The following is a 26624-nucleotide window of genomic DNA, read 5'->3' as shown; positions in this document are numbered from 1 at the left end:
GCCGCCGCTGGCGGTTTCATCGAAGACAGCAAGGCCAGCCTGACCCTGCGCAACTTCTACATCAACTCGGACAACCGCCAGTTCGCCGACGCGCCGTCCAAGCAGGAAGAGTGGGGCCAGGGCTTCCTCTTCAACTACGCCTCCGGCTACACCGAAGGCACCGTCGGGGTTGGCGTCGATGCCCTCGGCCTGTTGGGCGTGAAGCTGGATTCCGGCAAGGGCCGCCACTACAACCCGACCAGCGCCAGCTACGGCGGCACCGTGTTCCCGACCGACAACGACGGCCGCGCCAAGGACGATTTCGGCAGCCTCGGCGTGACCGGCAAGGTGCGCATTTCCAAGACCGAAGCGCGTATCGGCACCCTGCTGCCGAAGCTGCCGGTGGTGACCTACAACGACGGCCGCCTGCTGCCGCAGACCTTCGAGGGTGGCCAGGTGACCTCCAGCGAGATCGCCGGCCTGACCCTGGTCGGTGGCCAGCTGGAACACGCCAAGGGGCGTAACTCCAGCGACGCCCGTGGCCTGTCGATCGCCGGCGCGAACAACGCCCGCAGCGGCCAGTTCGTCAACAAGTTCTACTTCGCCGGGGGCGACTACAAGGTCAGCGACAACCTGCTCGCGCAGTACTACTACGGCAACCTGGAAGACTTCTATAACCAGCACTTCCTCGGCCTGACCCACAACTGGGCGCTGCCGGTGGGCGCGCTGAAGTCCGACCTGCGCTACTTCTACAGCGATTCCGACGGCAAGAACGCCAGCGTGGCCGGCCGCCGCGAAGGCTTCCGCAGCTCGGGCAACTGGGCGGCCAACGACCCGGACCGCTATGAAGTGGACAACCGCACCTGGAGCGCGCTGTTCACCTACACCCTCGGCGGCCACGCGGCCAGCCTGGGCTACCAGCAGGTCTCCGGCGACAGTGCCTTCCCCTTCCTCAACCAGGGGGATGGCGCCACCGCCTACCTGATCACCGACCGCCAGATCGGCAAGTTCCTCAGCGCCGGCGAGCGCACCTGGGTGGCCGAATACGGCTACGACTTCGCCAAGCTCGGCGTGCCGGGGCTGAAGGCGGTGGGCACCTACCTGAAGGGCAGCAACATCGAGACCCAGGGCAGCGACCAGGGCGAGTGGGAGCGCGACTTCCGCCTCGACTACGTGCTGCAGGACGGTCCGCTGAAGGGGCTCGGCGTGTCCTGGCGCAACGCCGCACTGCGCAGCGACGCAGCCCGCGACCAGGACGAGAACCGGCTGATCCTGAGCTACACCCTGACCTTGCTGTAAAGCGCCCTGGGGCCTGTGGGAGCGATTTCAATCGCGAATGAATTCGCTCCTACAGGGATGGTTCCCATGTCAGGCCTCAGCACGGACGACTCCCTCTCCCGTTTGCGGGAGAGGGTTGGGGGGAGGCAAATAAGGCCCGCCCGGAGCTTCGTTGTGTTGGGCCTTGCAGGCTCGGGCCAACCTACGAGGCCGCTGGGCGGCCCTTGGCGAATGAATTCGCCCCTACAGGGAGGTGTCTGGCCCGAACGCTGGCACGGACAGCCCCCTCTCCCTTCAGGGAGAGGGTTGGGGTGGGGGCAACGGCCCAGCAGTGAATACCGTAAACCGCCGGGAACCTCATTCCAGAGGCCTTCCCGGCTTTTTTACGCCCTCGATTTAATATTCTTTAATTGCATAAACAAATTGTTATTTATTCTTTTTAACTTTCAGCGCGACTACGCATAGTGAGCCTCACGGAACGACATCCAGACACAGGAGCAGCACCATGAGTATCCGCCTTGGCGACATCGCCCCCGACTTCGAACAGGATTCCAGCGAAGGCCGCATCCGCTTCCACGAATGGCTGGGCAGCAGCTGGGGCGTGCTGTTCTCGCATCCGGCCGACTTCACTCCGGTGTGCACTACCGAGCTCGGTTTCACCGCCAAGCTGAAAGATGAATTCGCCGCTCGCGGGGTCAAGGCGATCGCCCTTTCCGTCGATCCGGTGGACTCCCATCACCGCTGGATCGATGACATCAACGACACCCAGGGCACCCTGGTGAATTTCCCGATCATCGCTGACGCCGACCGCCAGGTGTCCGACCTGTACGACCTGATCCACCCGAACGCCAACGACACCCTCACCGTGCGTTCGCTGTTCATCATCGATCCGAACAAGAAGGTGCGACTGATCATCACCTACCCGGCCAGCACTGGGCGCAACTTCAACGAGATCCTGCGAGTGATCGACTCCCTGCAGCTGACCGACAACCACAAGGTTGCCACCCCGGCCAACTGGCAGGACGGTGACGACGTGGTGATCGTCCCCTCGCTCAAGGATGAAGACGAGATTCGCCAGCGCTTCCCGCGCGGCTACAAGGCTGTCCGGCCGTACCTGCGCCTGACTCCGCAACCCAACCGCTGATTCATCCGGCGCCTCGCGCGCCCTGAACGACCCCCGCCTTACTCACCCGCCAACGGGAAGCAGGCAACGACACCACAAGCAAAGTCATGAGGAGAGCGCCATGCGCACCATCACTTTGCGTCGGAGCCTGGCTGCCCTGTTCGCGGCTGCCCTGGCTTTCGGCGCCATCACTCAAGCACAGGCTGAAACCTTGCGGATCGGCTACCAGAAGTACGGCACCCTCGTGCTGCTCAAGGCCAAGGGCTCGCTGGAGAAGCGTCTGGCCGATCAGGGCATCGAGGTGAAATGGACCGAGTTCCCCGGCGGCCCGCAGCTGCTGGAAGGCCTTAACGTCGGCTCCATCGACTTCGGCGTAACCGGCGAGACGCCGCCGGTGTTCGCCCAGGCCGCAGGCGCTGATCTGCTCTACGTGGCCTTTGAACCGCCGGCACCGCAAAGCGAGGCGATCCTGGTGCCCAAGGGTTCGCCCATCCAGTCGGTGAAGGAGTTGGCCGGCAAGAAGGTCGCCCTGAACAAGGGCTCCAACGTGCATTACCTGCTGGTGCGTGCGTTGGAAGATGCCGGTCTGAAGTACAGCGATATCCAGCCCGTCTACCTGCCCCCGGCCGATGCCCGTGCTGCCTTCGAGCGCGGCAGCGTGGATGCCTGGGTGATCTGGGACCCCTTCCAGGCGGCCGCCGAGAAGCAACTGGAGGCCCGCACCCTGCGCAATGGCGAAGGGCTTGTGGATAACCATCAGTTCTACCTGGCCATTCGGACTTTTGCGCAGAAGCATCCTCAGGTGATCAGCACCCTGATCGAGGAAGTGCGCGCCGTGGGTGAGGACTCCAAGGCCGATCCGGACAAGGTCACCGAACAGGTGGCGCCGTTGCTGGGCCTGCCCAAGGACATCACCTCCATCGCGGTGAAGCGTCAGGGCTACGGTGCCCAGCCGCTGAGCCCGGAGGTTGTCGCTGCGCAGCAGAAAATCGCCGACACCTTCACAGGGCTGAAGCTGATCCCGAAAAAACTCAGCATCGCCGATGTGATCTGGACGCAGCCGGCTTCGGTACCACCCGCAAAAGTCGCGCAGCAGTGACTTGAACCCCTCTCCAGACGGAGAGGGGGGAATTTAAGGAGACCACTCCATGAGCTTGAACATCTTCTGGTTCCTGCCGACCCACGGCGACGGCCACTACCTCGGCACATCCGAGGGCGCCCGCGCGGTTGACCACGGCTACCTGCAACAGATCGCCCAGGCAGCCGACCGCCTCGGCTTTGGCGGCGTGCTGATCCCCACCGGGCGTTCCTGCGAGGATTCCTGGCTGGTGGCGGCTTCGCTGATCCCGGTAACCCAACGCCTGAAATTCCTCGTGGCCCTGCGCCCCGGGATCATTTCGCCGACCGTGGCCGCGCGCCAGGCGGCGACCCTGGATCGCCTGTCCGGTGGCCGCGCGCTGTTCAACCTGGTGACTGGGGGCGACCCGGACGAACTGGCCGCCGACGGCCTGCACTTGAACCATGAAGAACGTTACGAAGCCGCAGTGGAGTTCACCCGTATCTGGCGCCGTGTGCTGGAGGGCGAAACCGTCGACTACGACGGCAAGCACATCCAGGTGAAGGCCGCCAAATTGTTCTACCCGCCGCTACAACAGCCGCGTCCGCCGCTGTACTTCGGTGGCTCCTCCGACGCCGCCCAGGACCTGGCTGCCGAGCAGGTGGAGCTGTACCTGACCTGGGGCGAGCCGCCGGCAGCGGTGAAGGAGAAGATCGAACAGGTACGCGCCAAGGCCGCCCAACAGGGCCGCACTGTGCGCTTTGGCATCCGCCTGCACGTGATCGTGCGCGAAACCGTTGAGGCCGCCTGGGCCGCTGCCGACCGCCTGATCGAAAACCTCGATGACGCCACCATCGCGAAGGCCCAGGCGGCCTTCGCCCGCTTCGACTCCGTGGGCCAGCAGCGCATGGCTGCCCTGCATAACGGTCGGCGCGACAAGCTGGAAGTCAGCCCCAATCTCTGGGCCGGTGTCGGCCTGGTACGGGGTGGTGCCGGCACTGCCCTGGTGGGTGACGGTCCGACCGTGGCCGCGCGGGTGAAGGAGTACGCCGACCTCGGTATCGATACTTTCATCTTCTCCGGCTATCCGCACCTGGAAGAGTCTTATCGCGTCGCCGAACTTCTGTTCCCCCACCTCGACGTGGCCCGTCCCCGTACCAACGACGGACTGGGCTTTGTCAGTCCCTTCGGTGAGATGGTGGCCAACGAAGCCCTGCCCGAGGCCAAGCTGCACAAGCTGGCGTCGCAGAGCTGAGGGCGCGGGGATGAAACTCGAATCCATACTTCTGCGCCTGGCGCCCTGGGCCTTGCCCGTGGCGCTGCTGGCGATCTGGCAGATCGCGGTGGAAACCGGCCTGCTGTCCACCCGCATCCTGCCAGCGCCAAGCGCGGTGCTGGCGGCGGGCTGGGACCTGCTTTCCAGCGGCGAGATCTGGACCCATCTGGCCATCAGCGGCTGGCGCGCGGGTATCGGTTTCTCCATTGGCGGCGGCCTCGGCCTGTTGCTGGGCTTCATCACTGGCCTGTCGAAATGGGGCGAGCGCCTGCTGGATAGCTCCGTGCAGATGATCCGCAACGTGCCCCACCTGGCGCTGATTCCACTGGTGATCCTGTGGTTCGGCATCGATGAGTCGGCGAAGATTTTCCTGGTTGCCCTCGGCACCCTGTTCCCCATCTACCTCAACACTTACCACGGCATCCGCAACGTCGACCCGGCGCTGGTGGAAATGGCGCGCAGCTACGGGTTGTCCGGTTTCGCGCTGTTCCGCCAGGTCATCCTGCCCGGCGCGCTGCCTTCGATCCTGGTGGGCGTGCGTTTCGCCCTCGGATTCATGTGGCTGACGCTGATCGTCGCCGAGACGATTTCCGCCAGCTCCGGCATCGGCTACCTGGCGATGAACGCCCGCGAGTTCCTGCAAACCGATGTGGTGGTTCTGGCGATCCTGCTCTACGCGGTGCTCGGCAAGCTGGCCGACGTCGCCGCTCGTGGCCTCGAGCGCATCTGGTTGCGTTGGCACCCGGCCTACCAGGCCAAGGGAGGTGCCGCATGACTGTTGCCCAGGTTCCGCAACGTCTCAAGCGCGGCATACCGCTGGCGCTGCGCGGAATTGGCAAGGCCTTTGGCGAGCGTGAAGTGCTCAAGGGCATCGACCTGCTGATTCCTGCCGGCCAGTTCGTCGCCGTGGTCGGTCGCAGTGGCTGCGGCAAGAGCACCTTGCTGCGCCTGTTGGCAGGTCTGGACAAACCATCTCGTGGTGAGCTGCTGGCCGGCTCGGCGCCGCTGGAAGACGCCCGCGAGGACACCCGCCTGATGTTCCAGGATGCACGTCTGTTGCCCTGGAAACGGGTGATCGACAACGTCGGTCTGGGCCTCTCCGGCAACTGGCGCCCGCGCGCCCTGGAAGCGCTTGAAGCGGTAGGCCTGGCCGACCGTGCGCATGAGTGGCCGGCGGCGCTCTCCGGTGGCCAGAAGCAGCGCGTGGCCCTGGCCCGCGCCCTGATCCACCAGCCACGTCTGTTACTGCTGGACGAACCGTTGGGAGCGCTGGATGCGCTGACCCGCATCGAGATGCAGCAACTGATTGAGCGCCTCTGGCAGCAGCACGGATTCACTGTCCTGCTGGTGACCCATGACGTGAACGAGGCGGTGGCCGTAGCCGACCGGGTGATCCTGATCGAGGACGGTGCCATCGGCCTGGATCTGCCGATTGAGCTGCACCGTCCGCGAGCCCGTGGCTCGGCCCGCCTGGCCGCGCTGGAAGCCGAAGTGCTGGACCGGGTGCTGGCGCTGCCGCCGGCGCCACCGGAACCCGAACCCGTTTCCCCCCTGCCCACGCAGTTGCGTTGGGCGCTTTGACCCAAACCCCAATACCCCGAGCAAAGGAATAACCGCCATGACCATCAAAGCCATCAACGTCCGTAACCAGTTCAAGGGCACCATCAAGGAAATCATCGAGGGCCCGGTGCTTTCCGAGATCGACGTGCAGACCGCCGCCGGTATCGTCACTTCGGTGATCACCACTCGCTCCGTGCGCGAGCTGGAGCTGGGCATTGGCTCCGAGGTGATCGCCTTCGTGAAGTCCACCGAGGTTTCCATCGCGAAGCTGTAAGGCGGGTAATGGAGGCTCTGTTGTAGGGGCGAACTCATTCGCCAAGCAGGCCGAAGGCCTGCCCTGCAAGGCATCAGGGGGCCGCTGCGTTGCCCTTGGCGAATGAATTCGCCCCTACAGGATGTCGCCCCGACAGGCCTGAAAAAACGAACCCCCGCAAGTGCGGGGGTTCGCTTTATCCGGTTTTCACTCAGCGCTTCTGCGGCGCCGGCTGCTGCTGGGTAATGCAGTGGATGTTGCCGCCGCCGAGGAGAATCTCGCGGCCGGGCACCATCACCACTTCGTGCTGCGGGAAGATGCGCTTGAGGATGGCTTCGGCCGTGGCGTCCTTTGCGTCGTCGAACTTCGGCGCAATGATGCCGCCGTTGACGATCAGGAAGTTCACGTAGGAGCCAGCCAGGCGGATCGACGGATCGCGTTCCTGGGTGCCTTCCACCAGGTCCACGCCGGCGCATTCTTCCTCGGTGGCGTAGATCGGGCCGGGGATCGGCATCTTGTGCACCACCAGCTGGCGACCCTTGGCGTCACGGGCGTGCTCCAGCACCTTCATGGCGGCCTGGCAGCGCGGGAAGTTCGGGTCGTGCGGGTCATCGGTCCAGGCCAGCAGGACTTCGCCTGGGCGCACGTAGCAGCAGAAGTTGTCCACGTGGCCGTCGGTTTCGTCGTTGTAGAGGCCATCCGGTAGCCAGATCACGGTTTGCACCGCGAGTTGTTCGCGCAGCACCGCCTCGATTTCCTCGCGGGAGAGGTGCGGGTTGCGGTTCTTGTTCAGCAGGCATTCCTCGGTGGTGATCAGGGTGCCTTCGCCGTCCACATGGATCGAACCGCCTTCCAGCACGAAGCCATCGGTGCGGTAGCGTTTGGAGCCTTCGATCTCGAGAACCTTGCGCGCAACCTGGTCGTCGCGGTTCCAGGGGAAGTACAGGCCGCCATCGAAGCCGCCCCAGGCGTTGAAGGTCCAGTCCACGCCGCGTACGTCGCCGTTGTCGTTGACCACGAAGGTCGGGCCGGTATCACGGACCCAGGCATCGTCGGTGCTGATTTCCACTACGCGGATGTTCGGCTCATCGAGGCGTGCGCGGGCGTTTTCGTACTGGGTGGCGGAGACGCAGACGGTCACCGGTTCGAAGCGGGCGATGGCCTTGGCCACAGCGGTGAAGGCCGCTTGCGCGGGCTTACCGCCAAGGCGCCAGTTGTCAGGACGCTCAGGCCAGACCATCCAGGTGCGGGTATGGGGTTCCCACTCGGCGGGCATGCGGAAGCCGTCGTCGCGGGGGAGGCTATCAAGTGTGTTCATCGACAATTCACCGTCAGTCTGTTCAGGGTCTGCTGCGCGTCGGAATAACTGCGTTGAGAATGGCTTCGGGCTTGCTCATACCGCTCGTAAACTTCGCGCCCTCAGCCATTCTCGCCTTGTTCTTCTCTAGCTCGCGAGATCCCGAGCAGCTTTTGAAAGAGCAGGGGCCAACCCGCTGGCGAACAGTGCATCGCCATCGGGCTGGCCCCTGGGTTCGGGCATTACGACTCGAGGGAGCCGTCCAGGGTCTTGATCGGGGAGTATAGGTTCGGGCGGCGGTCGCGGAACACACCCCAGGCGCTGCGTACGTGCTCCAGTTTGTCCAGGTCGAAGCTGTGCACCAGGATGCCTTCTTCGGTCTCGTTGAGTTCCTCGACCTTGGCGCCGAACTGGTCGGCGATGAAGGAGGAGCCGTAGAAGGTGATGTCGTAGCCGTCCTGCTCTTCCTTGCCGATGCGGTTGGACGCCACCAGCGGCATCAGGTTCGCGCCGGCATGGCCCTGCTGCACGCGCTGCCAGTGGTCACGGGAGGTGATGTTGGCGTCGTGCGGCTCGCTGCCGATGGCGGTCGGGTAGAAGAGGATCTCGGCACCCAGCAGGGCCATGCTGCGCGCGGCTTCCGGGAACCACTGATCCCAGCAGATGCCCACGCCGATCTTGGCGTAGCGGGTGTTCCAGACCTTGAAGCCGGTGTCGCCCGGGTTGAAGTAGTACTTCTCGTGGTAGCCGGGGCCGTCCGGGATGTGGCTCTTGCGGTAGACGCCGAGGTTGCTGCCATCGGCATCGATGATAGCGATGCTGTTGAAGCGCGCACGACCAGCCTGCTCGAAGTAGCTGATGGGCAGCACGACCTGCAATTCGCGGGCGACATTCTGGAAGTGCGCGATGGCTTCGTTGGTCTCGGTCGACGTCGCCAGTTGCAAGTAGTCCGGGTTCGGCTTCTGGCAGAAGTAAGGGGTCTCGAAGAGCTCCTGGATCAGGATGATCTGGGCGCCCTTGGCTGCGGCCTGGCGAACCAGTTTCTCGGCGTTGGCGATATTTGCGGCGCGATTCCAGGAACAGGCCATTTGGGTGGCGGCGACGGTAACGATGCGGGACATGGGACACCTCGTCAGAACGAATCAGGACCGGTTACCGGATATCTATCGGCAATCGGTGGTTTTTCCGTGCTGGCGGAGTGTGCCGCCGTGCGGATGGCGACTTTATATCCGATAAAAATCTGCATTTGAAGCGCGATTTATCTATCAGGAAGTGAATTCTGATTTATTTGCAGATAAATATCGGGTTTTATCGACTCAGTCGGCCTTGTGCAGGCGGCGCTTTGGCAGGTAGGGCGGCAGGTAGAGACCAAGGTAGGCGTCGAACACGCGCATGCCTTCCTCGGCCAGGCGTGGGGTGATTTCGCCGTGTAGCTGCACCGAACGGGCGTAGACGCGGTCGCCCAGTTCCATGGCGAGGGCGAAGACATCGACATCGTCGGGCAGTACTGGCAGCTCGAAGTGCCGCTCGAACAGGGCATGCATGAGTCGGCCCAGTTCGATGTCGTGCTGGCGGTCGGCCTGGGTGACTTCGGTGAGGCCGTGCTGGGCGAGGATCAACTGGCGCGCAGCGGCGTCGGCGGCGTAGATAGACAACATGCGCTCTTCCACCAGTCGCGACAGGTCGTGCCAGTGGCGCAGGCCGTCATGCTCGATGGGTTCCTGCAGGCAGGCGCGGAACGCTGCGTGGATATCTGCGGTGAGGGCTTCGAGAATCGCCGGGACGCTGGAGAAGAAGTGGTAGACGGAGGAGGGCGGCATTTCCGCGCGCTCGGCGACACTGTAGATCGACAGGTTGGCCACACCCTGTTCCGCGAGCAACGTGCGGGCGGCGTCGAGAATCCCGGCGATGCGCAGTTGGCTACTGGCGCGGGGCTTGCGAGCGGTGGCGGGGCGCGGCATGGGGAGCTCCTTTCCGAAGAGCCGCTATTGGACGCCAGGCGGTGGTTCGGGAGCAAGAGAGCGAATGCATGGCCCCACCCTCCCGCGTGCGGGGCGAAGAGGCACGCCTTCCGGAAGCACTGCTTCTGGTGCCGATGAGCGCCTGAGCACGAAGCGATCAGGCTGGGGCGCAGGGCGGGGACGGGGAGAGGGCCTTTCCGGCAGGACTGCGTCCTGCCGGGCGAACAAATTCACCCCTACAGGCCTTCGCGGAAAGCGGACCAGACCTCGTCACGGGTGGCGCTGAGTTTCTCCGGCACAGGCTCGACCGGGAACAGGCGCCGCTTGGTGTCCTTGTCCGGATACAGGCCCGGCTGGTTGCGCAGGGACTCGTCCAGGTACTGACGGGCGTCGGCGTTGCCGCTGGGGTAGAGGGTCGCGCCGGTGACCTTTGCCGCTATCTGCGGGCGCAGCATGAAATCGATGAACTTGTGCGCGAGGTCGGCGCGATTGGCGTTGGAGGGGATCACCAGATTGTCGATGAAGACCACCGAGCCTTCGTCCGGGACCATGAAGGTCACCGGTTGGCCGGCCGCGGCAGCGTTCAGGGCATCGCCGACCCAGGCCATGGCGACGCAGAGGTTGCCGGTATTGAGGTCGGCTATATAACGCTCGCTGTCGACGTAGCGCAGGTGCGGGCGCAGGCTTGTGAGGGTTTCGGCGCTGCGCTTGAGACGGCTTGGCGCGCTGCGCGCCAGGTTGCGACCCTGATAGTTGAGCAGCACGGAGAGGGTTTCGTCGGGGGCGTCCAGCAGGCTGATGCCGCACTGGCCGAGGCGCGCGCTCTGCTCGGCATTGAACAGCAGGCTCCAGCTATGGGGCAGCGGGCCGCCGAAGGCTTTTTCCGCCTGGGGAGTATTCACGGCCAGGCCGACGGCGCCCCAGAGGTAGGGCACGGCGTGCTGGTTGTTCGGGTCCATCGCGGCCAGTTTGCTCAGCAACTGCTTGTCCAGGTGCTGGCGGTTGGGCAGGCGGGAGAAGTCCAGGGGCTGCAGGCGGCCTTGCCTGATCAGTTGGGGCAGGTCGTTATGGGAGGGCACGGCGATGTCGATCGGCTCGCCACTGGCCAGTGCCTTGTCCAGTTCATCGGCGCTGCTGAAGGTGCGGTAATCGACCTTGATGCCGGTCTCTTTCTGGAATGCTTCCAGTACCTCTGGGGCGATGTAGTCGTTCCAGTTGTAGACACGGATCAGGTCTTCGGCCTGGGCCAGTGCGGGGAGCAATGCGAGCAACAGTGGGGCGAGCAAACGGGGCATGACGTCCTCCCTAATAGAGCATGCGGGTGCTGTTTGTTCTGGCTTGCGGTGCTGCATGGCGTCGGCAGCCTGGATGACACGCCGCGCCAGGTGTTGCAAAGGTTGCAGATACAAAAACGCCGGCCCTGGGGCCGGCGTTGTGGACTCGCTTACACGGTATGCAGGTACCAGTTGTACTCGAGGTCGGAGATGGAGTGTTCGAACTCTTCCAGCTCGCTTTCCTTACACGCAACGAAGATGTCGATGTAATCCGGGCTGATGTACTTGGCCAGGACTTCGCTGTCGTCCAGCTCGCGCAGGGCATCGCGCAGGTTGTTCGGCAGGCTCTGCTCCAACTGCTCGTACGAGTTGCCTTCGATAGGTGTGCTCGGCTCGATCTTGTTGGTCAGTCCATGGTGAATACCGGCCAGGATGGCCGACATCATCAGGTAGGGGTTGGCGTCGGCACCGGCTACGCGGTGCTCGATGCGCACGGCATCCGCACTGCCGGTAGGCACGCGGACGGCCACGGTGCGGTTGTCCAGGCCCCAGCTCGGCGCGTTCGGTACGTAGAACTGCGCGCCGAAACGGCGGTAGGAGTTCACGTTCGGGCACAGGAAGCCCATGGACGCAGGCATGGTCTCGAGCACACCGCCGACCGCGTGACGCAAAGCGGCGTTCTGCTCGGGATCATCTGAGGTGAAGATGTTCTTGCCGGTCTTCTTGTCGATCAGCGAGATATGCACATGCAGGCCGTTGCCCGCCTGGCCCGGGTAGGGCTTGGCCATGAAGGTGGTGTCCATCTCATGGTCGTAGGCGATGTTCTTGATCAGGCGCTTGAGCAGCACGGCGTAGTCGCAGGCCTTCAGGGCATCTTCGACGTGGTGCAGGTTGACCTCGAACTGGGCCGGGGCGCTTTCCTTCACGATGGCATCGGCCGGGATACCCTGGACCTTGGCACCTTCGAGGATGTCCTGCAGGCAATCGGCGTATTCGTCGAGGTCGTCGATCAAGTACACCTGGGTGGACTGCGGGCGCTTGCCGGAGATAGGCGAACGCGGAGGCTGCGGACGGCCGTTGATGTTCTCCTGGTCGATCAGGTAGAACTCCAGCTCGAAAGCGGCGCAGATGGTCAGGCCAAGCTCGTCGAATTTCTCCACCACACGACGCAGTACTTCGCGCGGGTCGGCAAAGAAGGGTTCGCCTTCGCCTTCGACCTCATGCATGGTCATCAGCAGCTGCGCGGTCGGGCGCTTCTGCCAAGGCTCGTCACTGAGGGTGTCGGGGATGGGATAGCAGATACGGTCTGCGTCGCCGATGTCCAGGCCGAGGCCGGTGCTTTCGACGGTGGAGCCATTGATATCGAGAGCGAAGATCGAAGCGGGGAGGTTGATGCCTTTCTCGTAGACTTTGGTCAGGCTGGCGCGTTCGATTCGCTTGCCTCGTACCACTCCATTCATATCTGCAATCAACAGGTCGACGAACTGGACCTCAGGATGCTCCTTAAGGAACTCGTTCGCTTCTTGAAGCTGAACGGCACGCGGGGGTACCGACATGATGCAACACCTTTTTTGTTAAAAATATCAATCACGCTCAATCTAAGGTGTGAGTCAATCCGAATCACCCCTTGATGTCAAGCGAGCCCTATTTTGCCCCAAAAACGGGCTTGATGGCCAGTTTTGGGGCGTTCCGGGGCATCCGAACCTCTCTCCGAACCATGACGGCTGCGGTGCTCAGCGGGGCGTGTTCAATTTTTTACAGCCCTATTGTGTAAAAAAATGAACAACGCTAAGCTCGGTCGAAACCCAAATCAGACAAATAATACGGGTGTCTCATGTCTCGCCTGCCGTTGATCGGCGTATCCGCTTGCACCAGAGAGATCGGTCCTCAGACCTATCATATAGCTGGTGAAAAGTATCTGCGTGCGGTGGCGGTCGGAGCTGGCGGTATTCCGCTGGTAATTCCGGCCCTGGCTGAACTGATGGACCAAGCGACCCTCCTGGCAAGCCTGGACGGTTTCCTCTTTACCGGCTCCCCCTCGAATGTGGAGCCCCATCATTACCAGGGCACCGCATCCGAGCCCGGCACCCGTCACGATCCCGCCCGGGATCGCACTACTCTGCCTCTGGTCCGTGCGGCCATCGCCGCCGGGATTCCCGTTCTGGGCATTTGCCGTGGTTTCCAGGAAATGAACGTGGCCTTTGGCGGCACCCTGCACCAGCGTGTGCATCTAGTAGAAGGATTCATGGACCACCGCGAGCCGGCCGACGAGCCGCTCGAGGTGCAATACGCTCCCCGGCACCCGCTCCAGGTGCAGCCGGGCGGTGTACTCGACGGCATCGGCTTGCCGTCCGAGATTCTAGTCAACTCCATTCATGGCCAGGGCGTTGAACGTCTGGCGCCGGGCCTGCGTGTAGAGGCTCTGGCGCCTGATGGGTTGGTCGAGGCCTTTTCGGTCGAAGGCGCCAGGAGCTTTGCCCTTGGGGTGCAATGGCATCCCGAGTGGCAAGTGCGGACCAACCCGAACTATCTCGCCATCTTCCAGGCCTTTGGTGAGGCTTGCAGGGAGAAGGCGGGGAAACGCTGAGCGGGAGAACTCTTCAGGAAACCGGCGAAGTTGCCGTGTCGCGCAGTTCGGACTGTACTGATCGCGGCCGGTGCCTCGATGGGCGTGAATGCCACGAACCTGCTGATGCCTTCTAGCGAAGCTCTCAACCCTGAGGTCTTTATGACTACCAAGCTCGACCAGCTGACCAGCTGGCTGAAAGAACGCAAAATCACCGAAGTTGAATGCATGATCAGCGATCTTACTGGCATTGCCCGCGGTAAGATTTCGCCGACCAACAAGTTCCTGGACGAGAAGGGCATGCGTCTCCCCGAGAGCGTGCTGCTGCAGACCGTAACCGGCGACTATGTTGAGGACGACATTTATTACGAGCTGCTCGATCCGGCGGACATCGATATGTTCTGCCGTCCGGACCAGGCTGCCGTATACCTGGTGCCCTGGGCCATCGAGCCCACCGCCATGGTTATCCACGACACCTTCGACAAGCAGGGCAACCCTATCGAGCTGTCCCCGCGCAACCTCCTGAAGAAGGTGCTGAAGCTATACGCAGATAAAGGCTGGAAGCCCATCGTCGCGCCGGAAATGGAGTTCTACCTGACCAAGCGCTGCGACGACCCTGACTTCCCGCTGCAAGCCCCGCTGGGTCGTTCGGGTCGCCCGGAAACCGGTCGCCAGTCCTTCTCCATCGATGCAGCGAACGAATTCGACCCACTGTTCGAAGACATGTACGACTGGTGCGAGACGCAGGACCTGGACCTCGACACCCTGATCCACGAGGAAGGCCCGGCGCAGATGGAAATCAACTTCCGTCATGGCGACGCGCTCGACCTGGCCGACCAGATCCTGGTGTTCAAGCGCACGATGCGCGAGGCCGCCCTCAAGCACAACGTGGCGGCGACCTTCATGGCCAAGCCGATCACCGACGAGCCGGGCAGTGCCATGCACCTGCACCAGAGCGTGGTCGACATCAAGACCGGGAAGAATATCTTCTCCAATGATGACGGCTCTATGAGCGAGCTGTTCCTGAGCCACATCGGCGGTCTGCAGAAGTACATCCCCGAGGTCCTGCCGCTGTTCGCGCCGAACGTTAACTCCTTCCGCCGTTTCCTGCCGGACACCTCCGCGCCGGTGAACGTGGAGTGGGGCGAGGAGAACCGCACCGTGGGCCTGCGTGTACCGGATGCCGGTCCGCAGAACCGCCGTGTGGAGAACCGCCTGGCCGGCGCCGACGCAAACCCCTACCTGGCCATCGCCGCCAGCCTGCTGTGCGGCTACATCGGCATGGTGGAGGGTGTGAAACCGAGCGCACCGGTGAAGGGGCGCGGCTATGAGCGCCGCAACCTGCGCCTGCCGCTGACCCTTGAAGCAGCGCTGGAGCGCATGGAGTCCTGCCGGGACATCGAGAAATATCTGGGCGGCAAGTTCGTGACGGCCTATGTGGCGGTCAAGCGTGCCGAGCATGAAAACTTCAAACGGGTGATCAGCTCCTGGGAACGTGAGTTCCTGCTGCTCTCCGTCTGATCCGGAACGGAGGCCGGCCGCCTCGGCCGGCCCTCCAGACGTGTGTTTACTGAGGTATAGAAATGAATAGCCAAGTGACCAACCCCAAGACCCTTGAATGGCAAGCGCTCGGTCGTGACCACCACCTGCCGCCGTTCACCGACTACAAGGCGCTGAATGCCAAGGGTGCGCGGATCATCACCAAGGCCGAAGGCGTGTACATCTGGGATAGCGAAGGCAACAAGATCCTCGATGGCATGGCTGGCCTGTGGTGCGTCAACGTCGGCTACGGCCGTGAGGAGCTGGTTCAGGCGGCTACCCGGCAGATGCGTGAACTGCCCTTCTACAACCTGTTCTTCCAGACCGCTCACCCTCCGGCGGTGGAGCTCTCCAAGGCGATCGCCGAGATCGCTCCGGAAGGCATGAACCATGTGTTCTTCACCGGTTCGGGTTCTGAAGCCAACGACACCGTGCTGCGCATGGTTCGCCACTACTGGGCGATCAAGGGGCAGCCCCAGAAGAAAGTCGTCATCGGCCGCTGGAACGGTTACCACGGCTCCACCGTGGCCGGTGTCAGCCTCGGCGGCATGAAGGCGCTGCACGGGCAGGGTGACCTGCCGATTCCGGGTATCGAGCACATCGCCCAGCCTTACTGGTTCGGCGAGGGTGGCGACATGGCGCCGGCCGAGTTCGGCGTCTGGGCTGCCGAGCAGCTGGAGAAGAAGATTCTCGAAGTGGGCGAGGACAAGATTGCCGCCTTCATCGCCGAGCCCATCCAGGGCGCGGGTGGCGTGATTGTCCCGCCGGAAACCTACTGGCCGAAGATCCGTGAAATCCTCGCCAAGTACGACATCCTGTTCATCGCCGACGAAGTGATCTGCGGCTTTGGCCGTACCGGCGAATGGTTCGGCAGCCAGTATTACGGCAACGCCCCGGATTTGATGCCGATCGCCAAGGGCCTGACCTCCGGTTACATCCCCATGGGCGGCGTGATTGTCCGCGACGAGATCGTCCATACCCTGAATGAGGGTGGGGAGTTCTACCACGGCTTCACCTACTCTGGTCATCCGGTGGCGGCGGCGGTGGCGCTGGAGAACATCCGCATCCTGCGTGAAGAGAAGATCGTCGAGAAAGTGAAGGCCGAAACGGCACCGTATTTGCAGAAGCGCTGGCAGGAGCTGGCCGATCACCCGTTGGTTGGCGAAGCGCGCGGTGTCGGCATGGTTGCGGCCCTTGAACTGGTCAAGAACAAGCAGACCCGTGAGCGTTTCGCTGGTGGCATCGGGATGCTGTGCCGTGAGCACTGCTTCCGTAATGGCCTGATCATGCGCGCGGTGGGTGACACCATGATCATCTCGCCGCCGCTTGTGATCAGCAAAGATGAAGTCGACGAACTGGTGACCAAGGCACGCAAGTGCCTGGACCTCACCGCGGCCGAAGTAAAAGGCTAAGAAAAAGAGGGCTTGATGGTGGCATTTAGAGGTGCCGCCTGTTGTAAGCAAGCCCTCTACCTTGCCAGACTTCGCCGGTGCGTTGGCCAGGCTCACCGAGTGGTGGCGTATTCGGTACGACGCCACTCGGACACTTCAACAAAAATGGAGCTACCCGCATGATCAAAACCTTCGGCAAGACCCTGCTCGCCATGACCCTGGCGGGTGCCGTGGCCGGTATGGCACAGGCTGACGACAAGGTGCTGCACGTCTACAACTGGTCGGACTACATCGCCCCGAATACGGTCGAGAAGTTCACCAAGGAAACCGGCATCAAGGTCGTCTACGACGTCTTCGACTCCAACGAGACCCTTGAAGCCAAGCTGCTGGCTGGCAAGTCGGGTTACGACATCGTGGTGCCGTCCAACAACTTCCTGGCCAAGCAGATCAAGGCCAAGGTTTACCAGCCGCTGGACAAGTCCAAGCTGCCGAACTGGAAAAACCTGGACCCGAATCTGCTGAAAACCGTCGAAGTTTCCGACCCGGGTAACCAGTACGCCTTCCCCTACATGTGGGGCTCCATCGGCATCGGCTACAACCCGGAAAAGGTCAAGGCTGTACTGGGCGACAGCGCTCCGGTCGATTCGTGGGACTTGCTGTTCAAGCCGGAGAATATCGAGAAGCTGAAGTCCTGCGGCGTCTCCTTCCTCGACTCGCCGACCGAGATCCTGCCGATTGCGCTGAAGTACCTGGGTCACGATCCATTGAGCCAGGACCCGAAGCAGCTGAAGGAAGCCGAGGCGCTGTTCCTCAAGATCCGTCCGTACGTCACCTATTTCCACTCCTCCAAGTACATCTCCGACCTGGCCAACGGCAACCTCTGCGTGGCAGTGGGCTACTCGGGTGACGTGTACCAGGCCAAGTCCCGCGCCGAGGAGGCCAAGGGTGGTGTGACGGTCGCCTATAACATTCCGAAAGAAGGCGCAGGCACCTTCTTCGACATGGTCGCCATCCCGGCCGATGCCGCCAACCCGGATGCCGCCTATGCCTTCATGAACTTCCTGATGAAGCCGGAAATCATGGCCGAGATCACCAACGAGGTGCAGTTCCCCAACGGCAACGCCGCTGCCACTGCGCTGGTCGATGAGGCTATCCGCAAGGACCCGGGTATCTACCCGACCCAGGAGACCATGGCCAAGCTCTATGCTTTCCCTGATCTGCCGGCCAAGGTGCAACGCGCCATGACCCGTACCTGGACCACCATCAAGTCGGGCAAGTAAGCACGGCTGCCGTGCCCGGCGGGTTTTCCCGCCGGTGCCCGGACCGCGCTGCGGTACACCGCAAGTTGACTTGCCTGGGTTGCAGGAAAAACCTGGGCTCCTTCCGGCACTGTCCGGAGACAACAAGAGGACGAACCTGTGCAATCCCCCATCCGCAAGATGATGATCACTGCCGCCGCCACCCTGACCCTGGTTTCCCAGGTCCAGGCGGATCAGACGGTGCATATCTACAACTGGTCGGACTACATCGGCGAGACCACCCTGGCGGATTTCCAGAAGGAAACCGGCATCAAGCCGGTGTATGACGTCTTCGACTCCAACGAGACCCTGGAAGGCAAGTTGCTGGCGGGCCGCACCGGTTATGACGTGGTTGTGCCGTCGAACCACTTCCTCGGCAAACAGATCAAGGCGGGTGCGTTCCAGAAACTCGACCGCAGCCAGCTGCCCAACTGGCAGAACCTGGACCCCAACCTGCTCAAGCAACTCGAGCGCAATGACGCGGGCAACCTGTACGCCGTTCCCTACCTGTGGGGCACCAATGGCATCGGTTACAACGTCGAGAAGGTCAAGGCCGCGCTTGGTGTCGACCACATCGATTCGTGGGCGGCGATCTTCGAACCCGAGAACATCAAGAAGCTCAGCCAGTGTGGCGTGGCCTTCCTCGACTCGGCGGATGAGATGATCCCCGCCGTGCTGAACTACATGGGCCTGGACCCGAACAGCACCAACCCGGACGACTACAAGAAGGCCGAGGAGAAGCTGATGGCGGTACGTCCCTACGTGACCTACTTCCACTCGTCCAAGTACATCGGCGATCTGGCCAATGGTGACATCTGCGTCGCCGCCGGCTTCTCCGGTGACATCTTCCAGGCCGCCTCGCGCGCCGAGGAAGCAGGCAAGGGCATCCAGATCGCCTACGCGATCCCGAAAGAAGGCGGCAACCTCTGGTTCGACATGCTGGCCATTCCGGTCGATGCAGCGAACGCCAAGGACGCCCACGCTTTCATCAACTATCTGCTCAAGCCTGAGGTGATCGCGAAAGTCAGCGATTACGTCGGGTATGCAAACCCCAACCTCAAGTCTGGGGAGTTCATGGATCAGGAAGTACGCACCGATGAGTCCGTCTACCCGCCACAAGCGGTGCTGGACAAGCTCTATGTTTCGGCGGAGCTGCCGCCGAAGGTCCAGCGGCTGATGACCCGCAGCTGGACCAAGGTCAAGTCGGGCAAGTGATGCAAGGCCGGCGCTGCCCGTAGTGTGGCGGGCGCGCTGGCTCAACCCAGGCGGCATCAGGCAGGACGCCTGATTCACGCCCATGCTGTACAAACCCGCCCGGCCGCGGTGGTCGGGTAGCAATTTCTGGGAGTGTGGTAATGGCAATAGCCTCCGGTGCCTACAAGAAAGCCCTCGAGGGCAACCAGCAACCCAAAGAGGTGCTGGTAAAGATCGACCGGGTAACCAAGAAGTTCGACGAGACGGTGGCCGTGGACAGCGTGTCCCTGGACATCAAGAAAGGCGAGATTTTCGCCCTGCTCGGTGGTTCCGGTTCGGGTAAATCAACTTTGCTGCGGATGCTCGCTGGGTTCGAGCGGCCGTCTGAAGGGCGCATCTTCCTCGACGGCGTCGATATCACCGATATGCCGCCCTACGAGCGCCCGATCAACATGATGTTCCAGTCCTATGCGCTCTTCCCGCATATGACTGTTGCGCAGAACATCGCCTTCGGACTCAAACAGGACAGGCTCCCGGCCGCAGAGGTCGACGAGCGTGTCAACGAGATGCTCAAGCTCGTGCAGATGACCCAGTACGCCAAGCGCAAGCCGCACCAGCTGTCCGGTGGCCAGCGTCAGCGCGTGGCCCTGGCTCGCTCGCTGGCCAAGCGTCCGAAGCTGCTGCTGCTCGACGAGCCCATGGGCGCGCTGGACAAGAAACTGCGCTCGCAAATGCAGCTGGAGCTGGTGGAGATCATCGAGCGCGTGGGCGTGACCTGCGTGATGGTGACCCACGACCAGGAAGAGGCCATGACCATGGCCCAGCGCATCGCGATCATGCACCTGGGTTGCATCGAGCAGATCGGCAGCCCTGTGGATATCTACGAGACGCCCATCAGCCGCCTGGTGTGCGAGTTCATCGGTAACGTCAACCTCTTCGACGGCGAAGTGGTGGAAGACGCCGAGGCCCACGCGCTGATTGCCTGCCCGCAACTGGAGCGTCCGATCTTCGTCGGCCACGGCGTGACCACCTCAGTGCAGGACAAGCGCATCACCTACGCCCTGCGTCCGGAGAAGCTGCTGGTGACCACCGAGCAGCCGACCTGCGAGTACAACTGGTCGCGCGGCCGGGTTCACGACATCGCCTACCTGGGCGGTCACTCGGTGTTCTACGTCAAGCTGCCGAACGGCACCGTCGTCCAGTCCTTCGTCGCCAACGCCGAGCGTCGTGGCGCCCGTCCGACCTGGGATGACGAAGTGTTCGTGTGGTGGGAAGACGACAGCGGCGTGGTACTGCGGTCATGAAAGCTCCCAAACTGAAAAACCTGTTGCCGACCGGCCGGCACCTCGTTATCGGGGTACCGTTCTTCTGGCTGTTCCTGTTCTTCCTGCTGCCCTTCGCCATTGTGCTGAAGATCAGCTTCGCAGAAGCCGACGTTGCGATCCCTCCGTACACGGATATCTACACCTGGGCGGACAATCAGCTGCAGCTCATCCTCAACCTGGGCAACTACCTGATTCTCAACGAGGACGAACTGTACCTGGCGGCGTACCTGGGCTCGCTGAAGATCGCCTTCGTCAGCACCCTGATCTGCCTGCTGATCGGCTACCCGATGGCCTACGCCATCGCCCGTGCCAGCAAGGAAGCCCAGACCGTGTTGCTGCTGCTGATCATGATGCCGACCTGGACTGCGATCCTGATCCGCGTCTACGCCTGGATGGGCATCCTCAGCAACAACGGCCTGCTCAATGCATTCCTGATGGGCATCGGTCTGATCGACGAGCCGCTGCAGATCCTCAACACCAACCTGGCGGTGTACATCGGCGTCGTCTATTCGTACCTGCCGTTCATGATCCTGCCGCTCTACGCCAACCTGGTGAAGCATGATCCCAGCCTGTTGGAGGCTGCTTCGGACCTCGGTTCGAGCACGTTCAACAGCTTCTGGAAAATCACCGTGCCACTGTCGAAAAACGGCATCATCGCCGGCTCGATGCTGGTGTTCATCCCGGTGGTGGGCGAGTTCGTGATTCCGGAACTGCTCGGCGGCCCGGAGACCCTGATGATCGGCAAGGTGCTGTGGCAGGAGTTCTTCAACAACCGTGACTGGCCGGTGGCGTCCGCCCTGGCAGTGGTGATGCTGGCGATCCTGCTCGTGCCCATCATTCTCTTCAACCGTAACCAGGCGAAGGAACTGGAGGGCAAAGTATGAAACGCTTCGGTTTCTCCACCCTGATGCTCTGGGCAGGCCTGCTGTTCATCTACCTGCCGATGGTCATCCTGGTTATCTACTCCTTCAACGCTTCCAAGCTGGTAACCGTGTGGGGCGGCTGGTCGGTGAAGTGGTACGTGGGCCTGCTGGACAACTCCCAACTGATGAACTCGGTGGGTCGATCGCTGGAGATCGCCATTTATACTGCGATCGCCGCTGTGGCCCTGGGTACCCTGGCTGCCTTCGTGCTGACCCGCATTCCGCGTTTCCGCGGGCGCACGATGTTCGGCGGCATGGTCACCGCGCCGCTGGTCATGCCCGAGGTCATCACCGGTCTGTCGCTGCTGCTGCTCTTCGTGGCCATGGCGCAACTGATCGGCTGGCCCCAGGAGCGTGGCATCGTCACCATCTGGATCGCCCACACCACCTTCTGCTCGGCCTACGTGGCCATCGTGGTGTCGGCGCGCCTGCGCGAGCTGGACCTGTCCATCGAAGAAGCGGCCATGGACCTGGGTGCGCGTCCGTGGAAGGTGTTCATTCTGATCACCATCCCGATGATCGCGCCGTCCCTGGCGGCAGGCGGCATGATGTCCTTCGCCCTTTCCCTGGATGATCTGGTGCTGGCGAGCTTCGTCTCCGGTCCCGGTTCCACCACCCTGCCAATGGAGGTCTTCTCCGCCGTGCGCCTGGGCGTGAAACCGGAAATCAACGCCGTGGCCAGCCTGATCCTGTTGACCGTCTCGCTGTTCACCTTCTTTGCCTGGTTCTTCACCCGCCGGGCCGAGGAGCGTCGCAAGCGTGCCATCCAGCAGGCGATGGAAACCATGGCCGAGGAAGCCGCTTCCTCCAACTGGAAACCGGCCGCCACCCAGGTCGCCTGAATCCAGCGCTGAAAACACAAAGGCCACCTTCGGGTGGCCTTTGTATTTTCAGGATGTAGGAAATCTTGTCTTGTGGGAGCGAATTCATTCGCGATTGAAATCGCTCCCACAGGGTGCCGGGTCTAGTCCCGCAGTTCCATCCGCACATCCCCCAGCTTCGCGCCGTAGGGGCCGTAGCTGCGCTCCACCAGCTCACGGCTGCCGTCGGCGCGGACGATCAGGGCCGAACTGGCGCGGGTGCCGTAGGTGCGGGTGGCGATGAACACGCTGGAGAGCATGCGCTCGGTGTTCAGCCCCACGCCGGTGTCCGGCAGAATGTGGTCCTGGGCAACCTCCGGGTCGTGCAGCAGGTTGAGCAGCGCGTCCGTCGAGGGAGGATTCAGGCATTCGGCGATGGCCGCCTTGCCGCGCTCGACCTTGGGCCAGGGCGTATCCAGATCGGCGTTGGATACCCCGTAGATGCCCGGCTTGAGGTTGATCGGTCCGCCGCTGCGCGGATTGAGGAACCACAGCTCGCGGTCGTCCCCCACCAGTAAGTTGAAGCCCGAATAGTCGCCAGCCCGGCGCAGCGCGTCCTCGAGGAACTCGCCCGGCCCCATGGTTCCTCGCAGGAATTGCACGCAGAGCTCGCCGCGGGTGCGGCCGACCGGCGGCGTTCGGGGATCGCGGATGTTGGTGAGGGCGGCGAAGCGGCCTTTGGGCCCGGCGCCAAGCCAGGTGCCGCCGGCTTCGAGGTCGCGCCCAGCGATTACGCCGGGTGCGTCTTCCCAGTTCGCCATGGAAAGCGTGGGGCGTGCATAGAATTCATCTCGGTTTGCAGCGAGCACCAGCGGGACTTCGTGTCCGGGGCGCCATGCGAATACGATCAGGCACATGGAGTCGTCTCCTTTTTATGAGCCGGAGTGTAGCAGCAGGTAGGAAAACTACATCAGCTGCAAATGTCCACTTCCGGGTTATCGGCAGCTTGCGTTGAACGTCCATCTCCACCCGGTGGAGCGAGAAACGGCCTTCCGTTAACATGCCGCTTTGTTTTCGGGGGTGTCCATGGAATTCCTGCTCTACCTGGTACTCGGCGCCTGCGCCGGAGTGCTGGCCGGGCTGTTCGGCGTCGGCGGCGGCATGATCATCGTGCCGGTGCTGGTGTTCAGCTTCACCGCCCATGGATTCGATCCCGGCATTCTCACGCACCTGGCAGTTGGCACGTCCCTGGCCACCATCATCTTCACCTCGATCAATTCGGTGCGCGAGCATCATCGCAAAGGTGCGGTGCGCTGGCCGATCTTTGCCTGGATGGCGGTCGGAATCCTCATCGGCGCCGGCTTCGGTGCCCTGACCGCAGCTGCCATTCAGGGCCCGATGTTGCAGAAGATCATTGGTATCTTCGCCATACTGGTAGCCATACAGATGGGGCTGGACCTGAAGCCCAAGGCCAGCCGCGCCGTTCCCGGCAAGCCGGGCCTGACCCTGGCAGGTGTGGTGATCGGTTGGGCCTCGGCCATCTTCGGTATCGGTGGTGGTTCCCTGACCGTACCCTTCCTGACCTGGCGCAGCGTACCGATCCAGCAGGCGGTGGCCACCTCCGCGGCCTGCGGACTGCCGATCGCCGCGGCGAGCGCGCTGTCGTTCATGGTGCTGGGCTGGAACAACACCAATCTACCGCCCTACAGCGTTGGCTTCATTTACCTTCCGGCGCTGGTTGGCATTGCCGTCACCAGCATGTTTTTCGCCCGCTTCGGCGCGCGCCTGGCCCACAGGCTTTCGCCGCGCTTGCTGAAGCGCCTGTTCGCCCTGCTGCTGCTGTCAGTGGGCCTGAACTTCCTGATCTAAGGAGCTGTAATGCTGGCTTATCCCCAGATCGACCCGGTAGCGCTGGCTATCGGCCCGCTGAAAATCCACTGGTACGGTCTGATGTACCTCATTGGCATCGGTGGTGCGTGGTGGCTGGCCTCGCGCCGCCTGAACGCCTTCGATCCCAGCTGGAGCAAGGAGAAACTCTCCGACCTGGTGTTCTGGGTCGCGCTTGGCGTAATCGCCGGTGGTCGTCTCGGCTATGTGTTGTTCTACGATCTGTCGGCCTACATCGCCAATCCGCTACTGATCTTCGAAGTCTGGAAGGGCGGCATGTCGTTCCATGGCGGCCTGATCGGCGTGATGCTGGCGACCCTCTGGTTCGGCAAGCGCAACAACAAGAGCTTCTTCCAGTTGATGGACTTCATCGCGCCCCTGGTACCTATCGGTCTGGGTGCTGGCCGTATCGGCAACTTCATCAATGCCGAGCTCTGGGGAAAGGCCACCGACGTTCCCTGGGCGATGATCTTCCCCACTGACCCGGCCCAGTTGCCGCGCCATCCGTCGCAGCTCTACCAGTTCGCTCTGGAAGGCGTGGCGTTGTTCGCCATCCTCTGGTTCTACTCGCGCAAGCCACGCCCGACCATGGCGGTTTCCGGCATGTTCGCGCTGTTCTACGGTATTTTCCGCTTCGCGGTGGAGTTCGTCCGCGTCCCTGACGCCCAGCTCGGTTACCTGGCCTTCGGCTGGCTGACCATGGGCCAGATCCTCTGCCTGCCGATGATCATCGGCGGCATCGCCCTGATTGTCTGGGCCCATCGCCGCCAGGCCGCCCAAGGAGTCGTCTGATGAAACAGTATCTCGACCTGATGCGCCGCGTGCGCGAGACCGGCACCTTCAAGAGCGACCGCACCGGCACGGGCACCTACAGCGTGTTCGGCCACCAGATGCGCTTCGACCTGGCCGAAGGCTTCCCCCTCGTGACCACCAAGAAGTGCCACCTGAAATCCATCGTCCATGAGCTGCTGTGGTTCCTCCAGGGCGATACCAACATCAGGTACCTGAAGGACAACGGCGTCTCCATCTGGGACGAATGGGCTGACGAAGAGGGCAACCTCGGACCGGTCTATGGCTATCAGTGGCGTTCCTGGCCGGCACCCAATGGCGAGTCCATCGACCAGATCACCAAGGTGGTGGAAATGATCAAGAAGAACCCGGACTCGCGCCGGCTGATCGTTTCCGCCTGGAACCCCGCCCTGGTGGACGAGATGGCCCTGCCGCCCTGCCACGCGCTGTTCCAGTTCTACGTGGCCAACGGCAAGTTGAGCTGCCAGCTGTACCAGCGTTCGGCCGACATCTTCCTCGGCGTACCCTTCAACATCGCCAGTTATGCCCTGCTGACTCTTATGGTGGCCCAGGTCTGCGACCTGGAACCGGGCGAGTTCATCTGGACCGGCGGCGACTGCCACCTCTATGCCAACCACATCGAGCAGACCGACCTGCAGCTCACGCGCGAGCCGCTGCCGTTGCCGACCATGAAGATCAACCCGGACGTGAAGGACCTGTTCGCCTTCAAGTTCGAGGACTTCGAACTGGTGGGCTACCAGGCGCATCCGCACATCAAGGCGCCTGTCGCCGTCTGACCTGCTGGGGCGGAGACGTCCCGGCCTTCCGATGACAGGAGTCACCATGAAAGCCCCGCTTGCAGCCCTGCTCACGGGGCTTTTCGGCCTCTGGTCGTCCTTTTCCACCTGGGCCGAGCCAGCCCAGGGAAGTTTCATTGCCAGTCAGCGTTGCGAGGCTTTCCAGTCCATCCGCAAGCAGAGCAACCCGGACGACCTCAAGTTGGAACCAGGTCGCCGCTACGAAGTGGTGGAGGTCAACAAGCGCGATTACGACTGGCTGCGCATTCGCATTCCGGGCAGTGCCACGCCCTTGCGCTGGGTCTCCGCCGACTGCGGCTCGGCCGAGGGGATTGCCTTCAATACCGGCAAGCCTGCCGCCTCCGGAGAGAGCGCAGGCGCCTGCAATGTGCCCGACCAGCACGACGGCTATGTGTTGGCCGCCACCTGGCAGCCGGGCTTTTGTGAGCATGCCCGCTACAACGGCAAGAAGCCTGAGTGTGAAGGCCTGGATTCCGGTGAGCTACAAATCTCCCACCTGACCCTGCATGGCCTCTGGCCCAATCGCCGGCCCTGCGGCAAGGACTACGGCCACTGCGCCGGGCCAGAGATGAAGCTCAGCGGTGACACGCTGGCCTACGTCCGCCCATGGATGCCGAACTTCCGCTATGGCACCAGTTTCGGCCGCTATCAATGGGACAAGCACGGTGTCTGTCAGACGCAAATGGACGACGATACCTACTTCCGTCGCGCGGCGGACCTGGTGCGCCAGCTGGATCAGTCGGCTGCGGGTCAGTACATCGTTGCCAACATCGGTGGTGCCATTTCCAAGCGCGCGTTCTACGAGCGCGTGGAACAGGACTTCGGTAGCCGAGATGCGCAGAACAATTTCCTGCTCATTTGCAGCGGCAAGTATCTGCAGGAGGTACGCGTTTCGCTGCCTCGTGCGCTGAAGCAGGCTGACAATCTGGTTGGGGTGGTCGATGGTCAGTTCGCCGAGAGTCGCGCGCGCGATCGCAGTGAGTGCAGCTCCGACCGCATCCTGATCGAGGCCGGCGGCCGCTGACCGCCGGCCCTG

General features: G+C 62.7%; 25 protein-coding genes. 19 read left to right on the top strand and 6 right to left on the bottom strand.

All coding sequences use genetic code 11. The annotated features are described in order from the left end of the window. From E8E75_RS10295 to E8E75_RS10265, 7 genes are all read left to right on the top strand, one after another. Positions 1–1278 (top strand): OprD family porin (locus tag E8E75_RS10295; protein WP_280358665.1); only part of this gene is annotated, 1278 nt, incomplete at its 5' end. A 484-nt stretch (positions 1279–1762) separates the two neighbouring features. Beyond that, positions 1763–2401 carry a peroxiredoxin gene (locus E8E75_RS10290; protein WP_120653648.1) on the top strand — a complete coding sequence of 213 codons (639 nt, stop codon included), beginning with the start codon at positions 1763–1765 and terminating at the stop codon, positions 2399–2401. A gap of 100 nt (positions 2402–2501) precedes the next feature. Then, the gene (locus E8E75_RS10285; protein WP_153918662.1) at positions 2502–3479 is read left to right on the top strand and encodes a sulfonate ABC transporter substrate-binding protein; all 978 of its coding nucleotides are present in this window, start codon (positions 2502–2504) and stop codon (positions 3477–3479) included. A 49-nt stretch (positions 3480–3528) separates the two neighbouring features. Further along, on the top strand, positions 3529–4692 hold the full coding sequence (ssuD, locus tag E8E75_RS10280) for an FMNH2-dependent alkanesulfonate monooxygenase (RefSeq protein WP_153918664.1): 1164 nt from the start codon (positions 3529–3531) through the stop codon (positions 4690–4692). 10 nt (positions 4693–4702) lie between these two features. Continuing rightward, the gene (gene ssuC, locus E8E75_RS10275; protein WP_120653645.1) at positions 4703–5488 is read left to right on the top strand and encodes an aliphatic sulfonate ABC transporter permease SsuC; all 786 of its coding nucleotides are present in this window, start codon (positions 4703–4705) and stop codon (positions 5486–5488) included. Beyond that, positions 5485–6294: an aliphatic sulfonates ABC transporter ATP-binding protein gene (ssuB, locus tag E8E75_RS10270; RefSeq protein ID WP_120653644.1), complete on the top strand. Its 810-nt coding sequence runs from the start codon at positions 5485–5487 to the stop codon at positions 6292–6294. Before ssuC ends, ssuB begins: the two co-directional genes overlap by 4 nt. A 37-nt stretch (positions 6295–6331) precedes the next feature. Continuing rightward, entirely contained in the window at positions 6332–6547 is a 216-nt protein-coding gene (locus tag E8E75_RS10265; protein ID WP_003455791.1) for a molybdopterin-binding protein, read from the top strand. A gap of 190 nt (positions 6548–6737) precedes the next feature. On the opposite strand, the gene aguA is transcribed toward E8E75_RS10265, so the two are convergent. The 5 genes from aguA to E8E75_RS10240 form a co-directional block, all read right to left on the bottom strand. After that, entirely contained in the window at positions 6738–7844 is a 1107-nt protein-coding gene (gene aguA / locus E8E75_RS10260; RefSeq protein ID WP_153918666.1) for an agmatine deiminase, read from the bottom strand. Between the two features lie 221 nt (positions 7845–8065). Beyond that, positions 8066–8944, bottom strand: a complete 879-nt coding sequence (gene aguB, locus E8E75_RS10255; protein ID WP_153918668.1) for an N-carbamoylputrescine amidase — start codon at positions 8942–8944, stop codon at positions 8066–8068. A gap of 195 nt (positions 8945–9139) precedes the next feature. Continuing rightward, the gene (locus tag E8E75_RS10250) at positions 9140–9784 is read right to left on the bottom strand and encodes a TetR/AcrR family transcriptional regulator (RefSeq protein ID WP_120653641.1); all 645 of its coding nucleotides are present in this window, start codon (positions 9782–9784) and stop codon (positions 9140–9142) included. A 236-nt stretch (positions 9785–10020) separates the two neighbouring features. Next, positions 10021–11079, bottom strand: a complete 1059-nt coding sequence (locus E8E75_RS10245) for a polyamine ABC transporter substrate-binding protein (protein ID WP_153918670.1) — start codon at positions 11077–11079, stop codon at positions 10021–10023. A gap of 149 nt (positions 11080–11228) precedes the next feature. Beyond that, the gene (locus E8E75_RS10240; protein WP_120653639.1) at positions 11229–12614 is read right to left on the bottom strand and encodes a glutamine synthetase family protein; all 1386 of its coding nucleotides are present in this window, start codon (positions 12612–12614) and stop codon (positions 11229–11231) included. Between the two features lie 278 nt (positions 12615–12892). Between E8E75_RS10240 and E8E75_RS10235 the strand changes: the two genes are divergently transcribed. From E8E75_RS10235 to E8E75_RS10200, 8 genes are all read left to right on the top strand, one after another. Continuing rightward, the gene (locus E8E75_RS10235; RefSeq protein ID WP_120653638.1) at positions 12893–13645 is read left to right on the top strand and encodes a gamma-glutamyl-gamma-aminobutyrate hydrolase family protein; all 753 of its coding nucleotides are present in this window, start codon (positions 12893–12895) and stop codon (positions 13643–13645) included. A gap of 141 nt (positions 13646–13786) precedes the next feature. Next, complete coding sequence (locus tag E8E75_RS10230; protein ID WP_153918672.1) at positions 13787–15145, top strand: glutamine synthetase family protein; 1359 nt, start codon at positions 13787–13789, stop codon at positions 15143–15145. Positions 15146–15207: 62 nt separating this feature from the next. Then, on the top strand, positions 15208–16575 hold the full coding sequence (locus E8E75_RS10225) for an aspartate aminotransferase family protein (protein ID WP_153918674.1): 1368 nt from the start codon (positions 15208–15210) through the stop codon (positions 16573–16575). A gap of 158 nt (positions 16576–16733) precedes the next feature. After that, entirely contained in the window at positions 16734–17834 is a 1101-nt protein-coding gene (locus E8E75_RS10220; RefSeq protein WP_153918676.1) for a polyamine ABC transporter substrate-binding protein, read from the top strand. 159 nt (positions 17835–17993) lie between these two features. After that, complete coding sequence (locus E8E75_RS10215; RefSeq protein ID WP_120655306.1) at positions 17994–19067, top strand: polyamine ABC transporter substrate-binding protein; 1074 nt, start codon at positions 17994–17996, stop codon at positions 19065–19067. 140 nt (positions 19068–19207) lie between these two features. Then, positions 19208–20350 (top strand): polyamine ABC transporter ATP-binding protein, encoded by a 1143-nt coding sequence (potA, locus tag E8E75_RS10210; RefSeq protein WP_120653635.1) that lies wholly within the window; start codon positions 19208–19210, stop codon positions 20348–20350. Between the two features lie 23 nt (positions 20351–20373). Next, positions 20374–21255: an ABC transporter permease subunit gene (locus E8E75_RS10205; protein WP_162945906.1), complete on the top strand. Its 882-nt coding sequence runs from the start codon at positions 20374–20376 to the stop codon at positions 21253–21255. Continuing rightward, a complete protein-coding gene (locus E8E75_RS10200; RefSeq protein ID WP_120653634.1) occupies positions 21252–22136 on the top strand; it encodes an ABC transporter permease subunit in 885 nt (294 codons plus the stop codon). The genes E8E75_RS10205 and E8E75_RS10200 overlap by 4 nt, the downstream gene beginning before the upstream one ends. Positions 22137–22258: 122 nt before the next feature. Here E8E75_RS10200 and E8E75_RS10195 read toward each other — a convergent pair whose 3' ends face one another. Next, entirely contained in the window at positions 22259–23011 is a 753-nt protein-coding gene (locus E8E75_RS10195) for an NRDE family protein (protein ID WP_153918680.1), read from the bottom strand. Positions 23012–23180: 169 nt separating this feature from the next. Here E8E75_RS10195 and E8E75_RS10190 point away from each other — a divergent pair, with 169 nt between their 5' ends. From E8E75_RS10190 to E8E75_RS10175, 4 genes are read left to right on the top strand one after another with little or no spacing between them, the layout of a single operon-like run. Continuing rightward, positions 23181–23963, top strand: a complete 783-nt coding sequence (locus tag E8E75_RS10190; RefSeq protein ID WP_120653632.1) for a sulfite exporter TauE/SafE family protein — start codon at positions 23181–23183, stop codon at positions 23961–23963. Between the two features lie 9 nt (positions 23964–23972). After that, positions 23973–24773, top strand: a complete 801-nt coding sequence (gene lgt / locus E8E75_RS10185; RefSeq protein WP_120653631.1) for a prolipoprotein diacylglyceryl transferase — start codon at positions 23973–23975, stop codon at positions 24771–24773. Then, positions 24773–25567: a thymidylate synthase gene (locus E8E75_RS10180; protein ID WP_120653630.1), complete on the top strand. Its 795-nt coding sequence runs from the start codon at positions 24773–24775 to the stop codon at positions 25565–25567. The genes lgt and E8E75_RS10180 overlap by 1 nt, the downstream gene beginning before the upstream one ends. A 46-nt stretch (positions 25568–25613) precedes the next feature. Further along, positions 25614–26612, top strand: a complete 999-nt coding sequence (locus tag E8E75_RS10175) for a ribonuclease T(2) (protein WP_153918683.1) — start codon at positions 25614–25616, stop codon at positions 26610–26612. Positions 26613–26624 lie beyond the last annotated feature (12 nt).

It is taken from the genome of Pseudomonas sp. BN606, from assembly GCF_029873115.1.
GTDB lineage: Bacteria > Pseudomonadota > Gammaproteobacteria > Pseudomonadales > Pseudomonadaceae > Metapseudomonas.
This window is presented reverse-complemented; position numbering and strand designations above follow the sequence as displayed.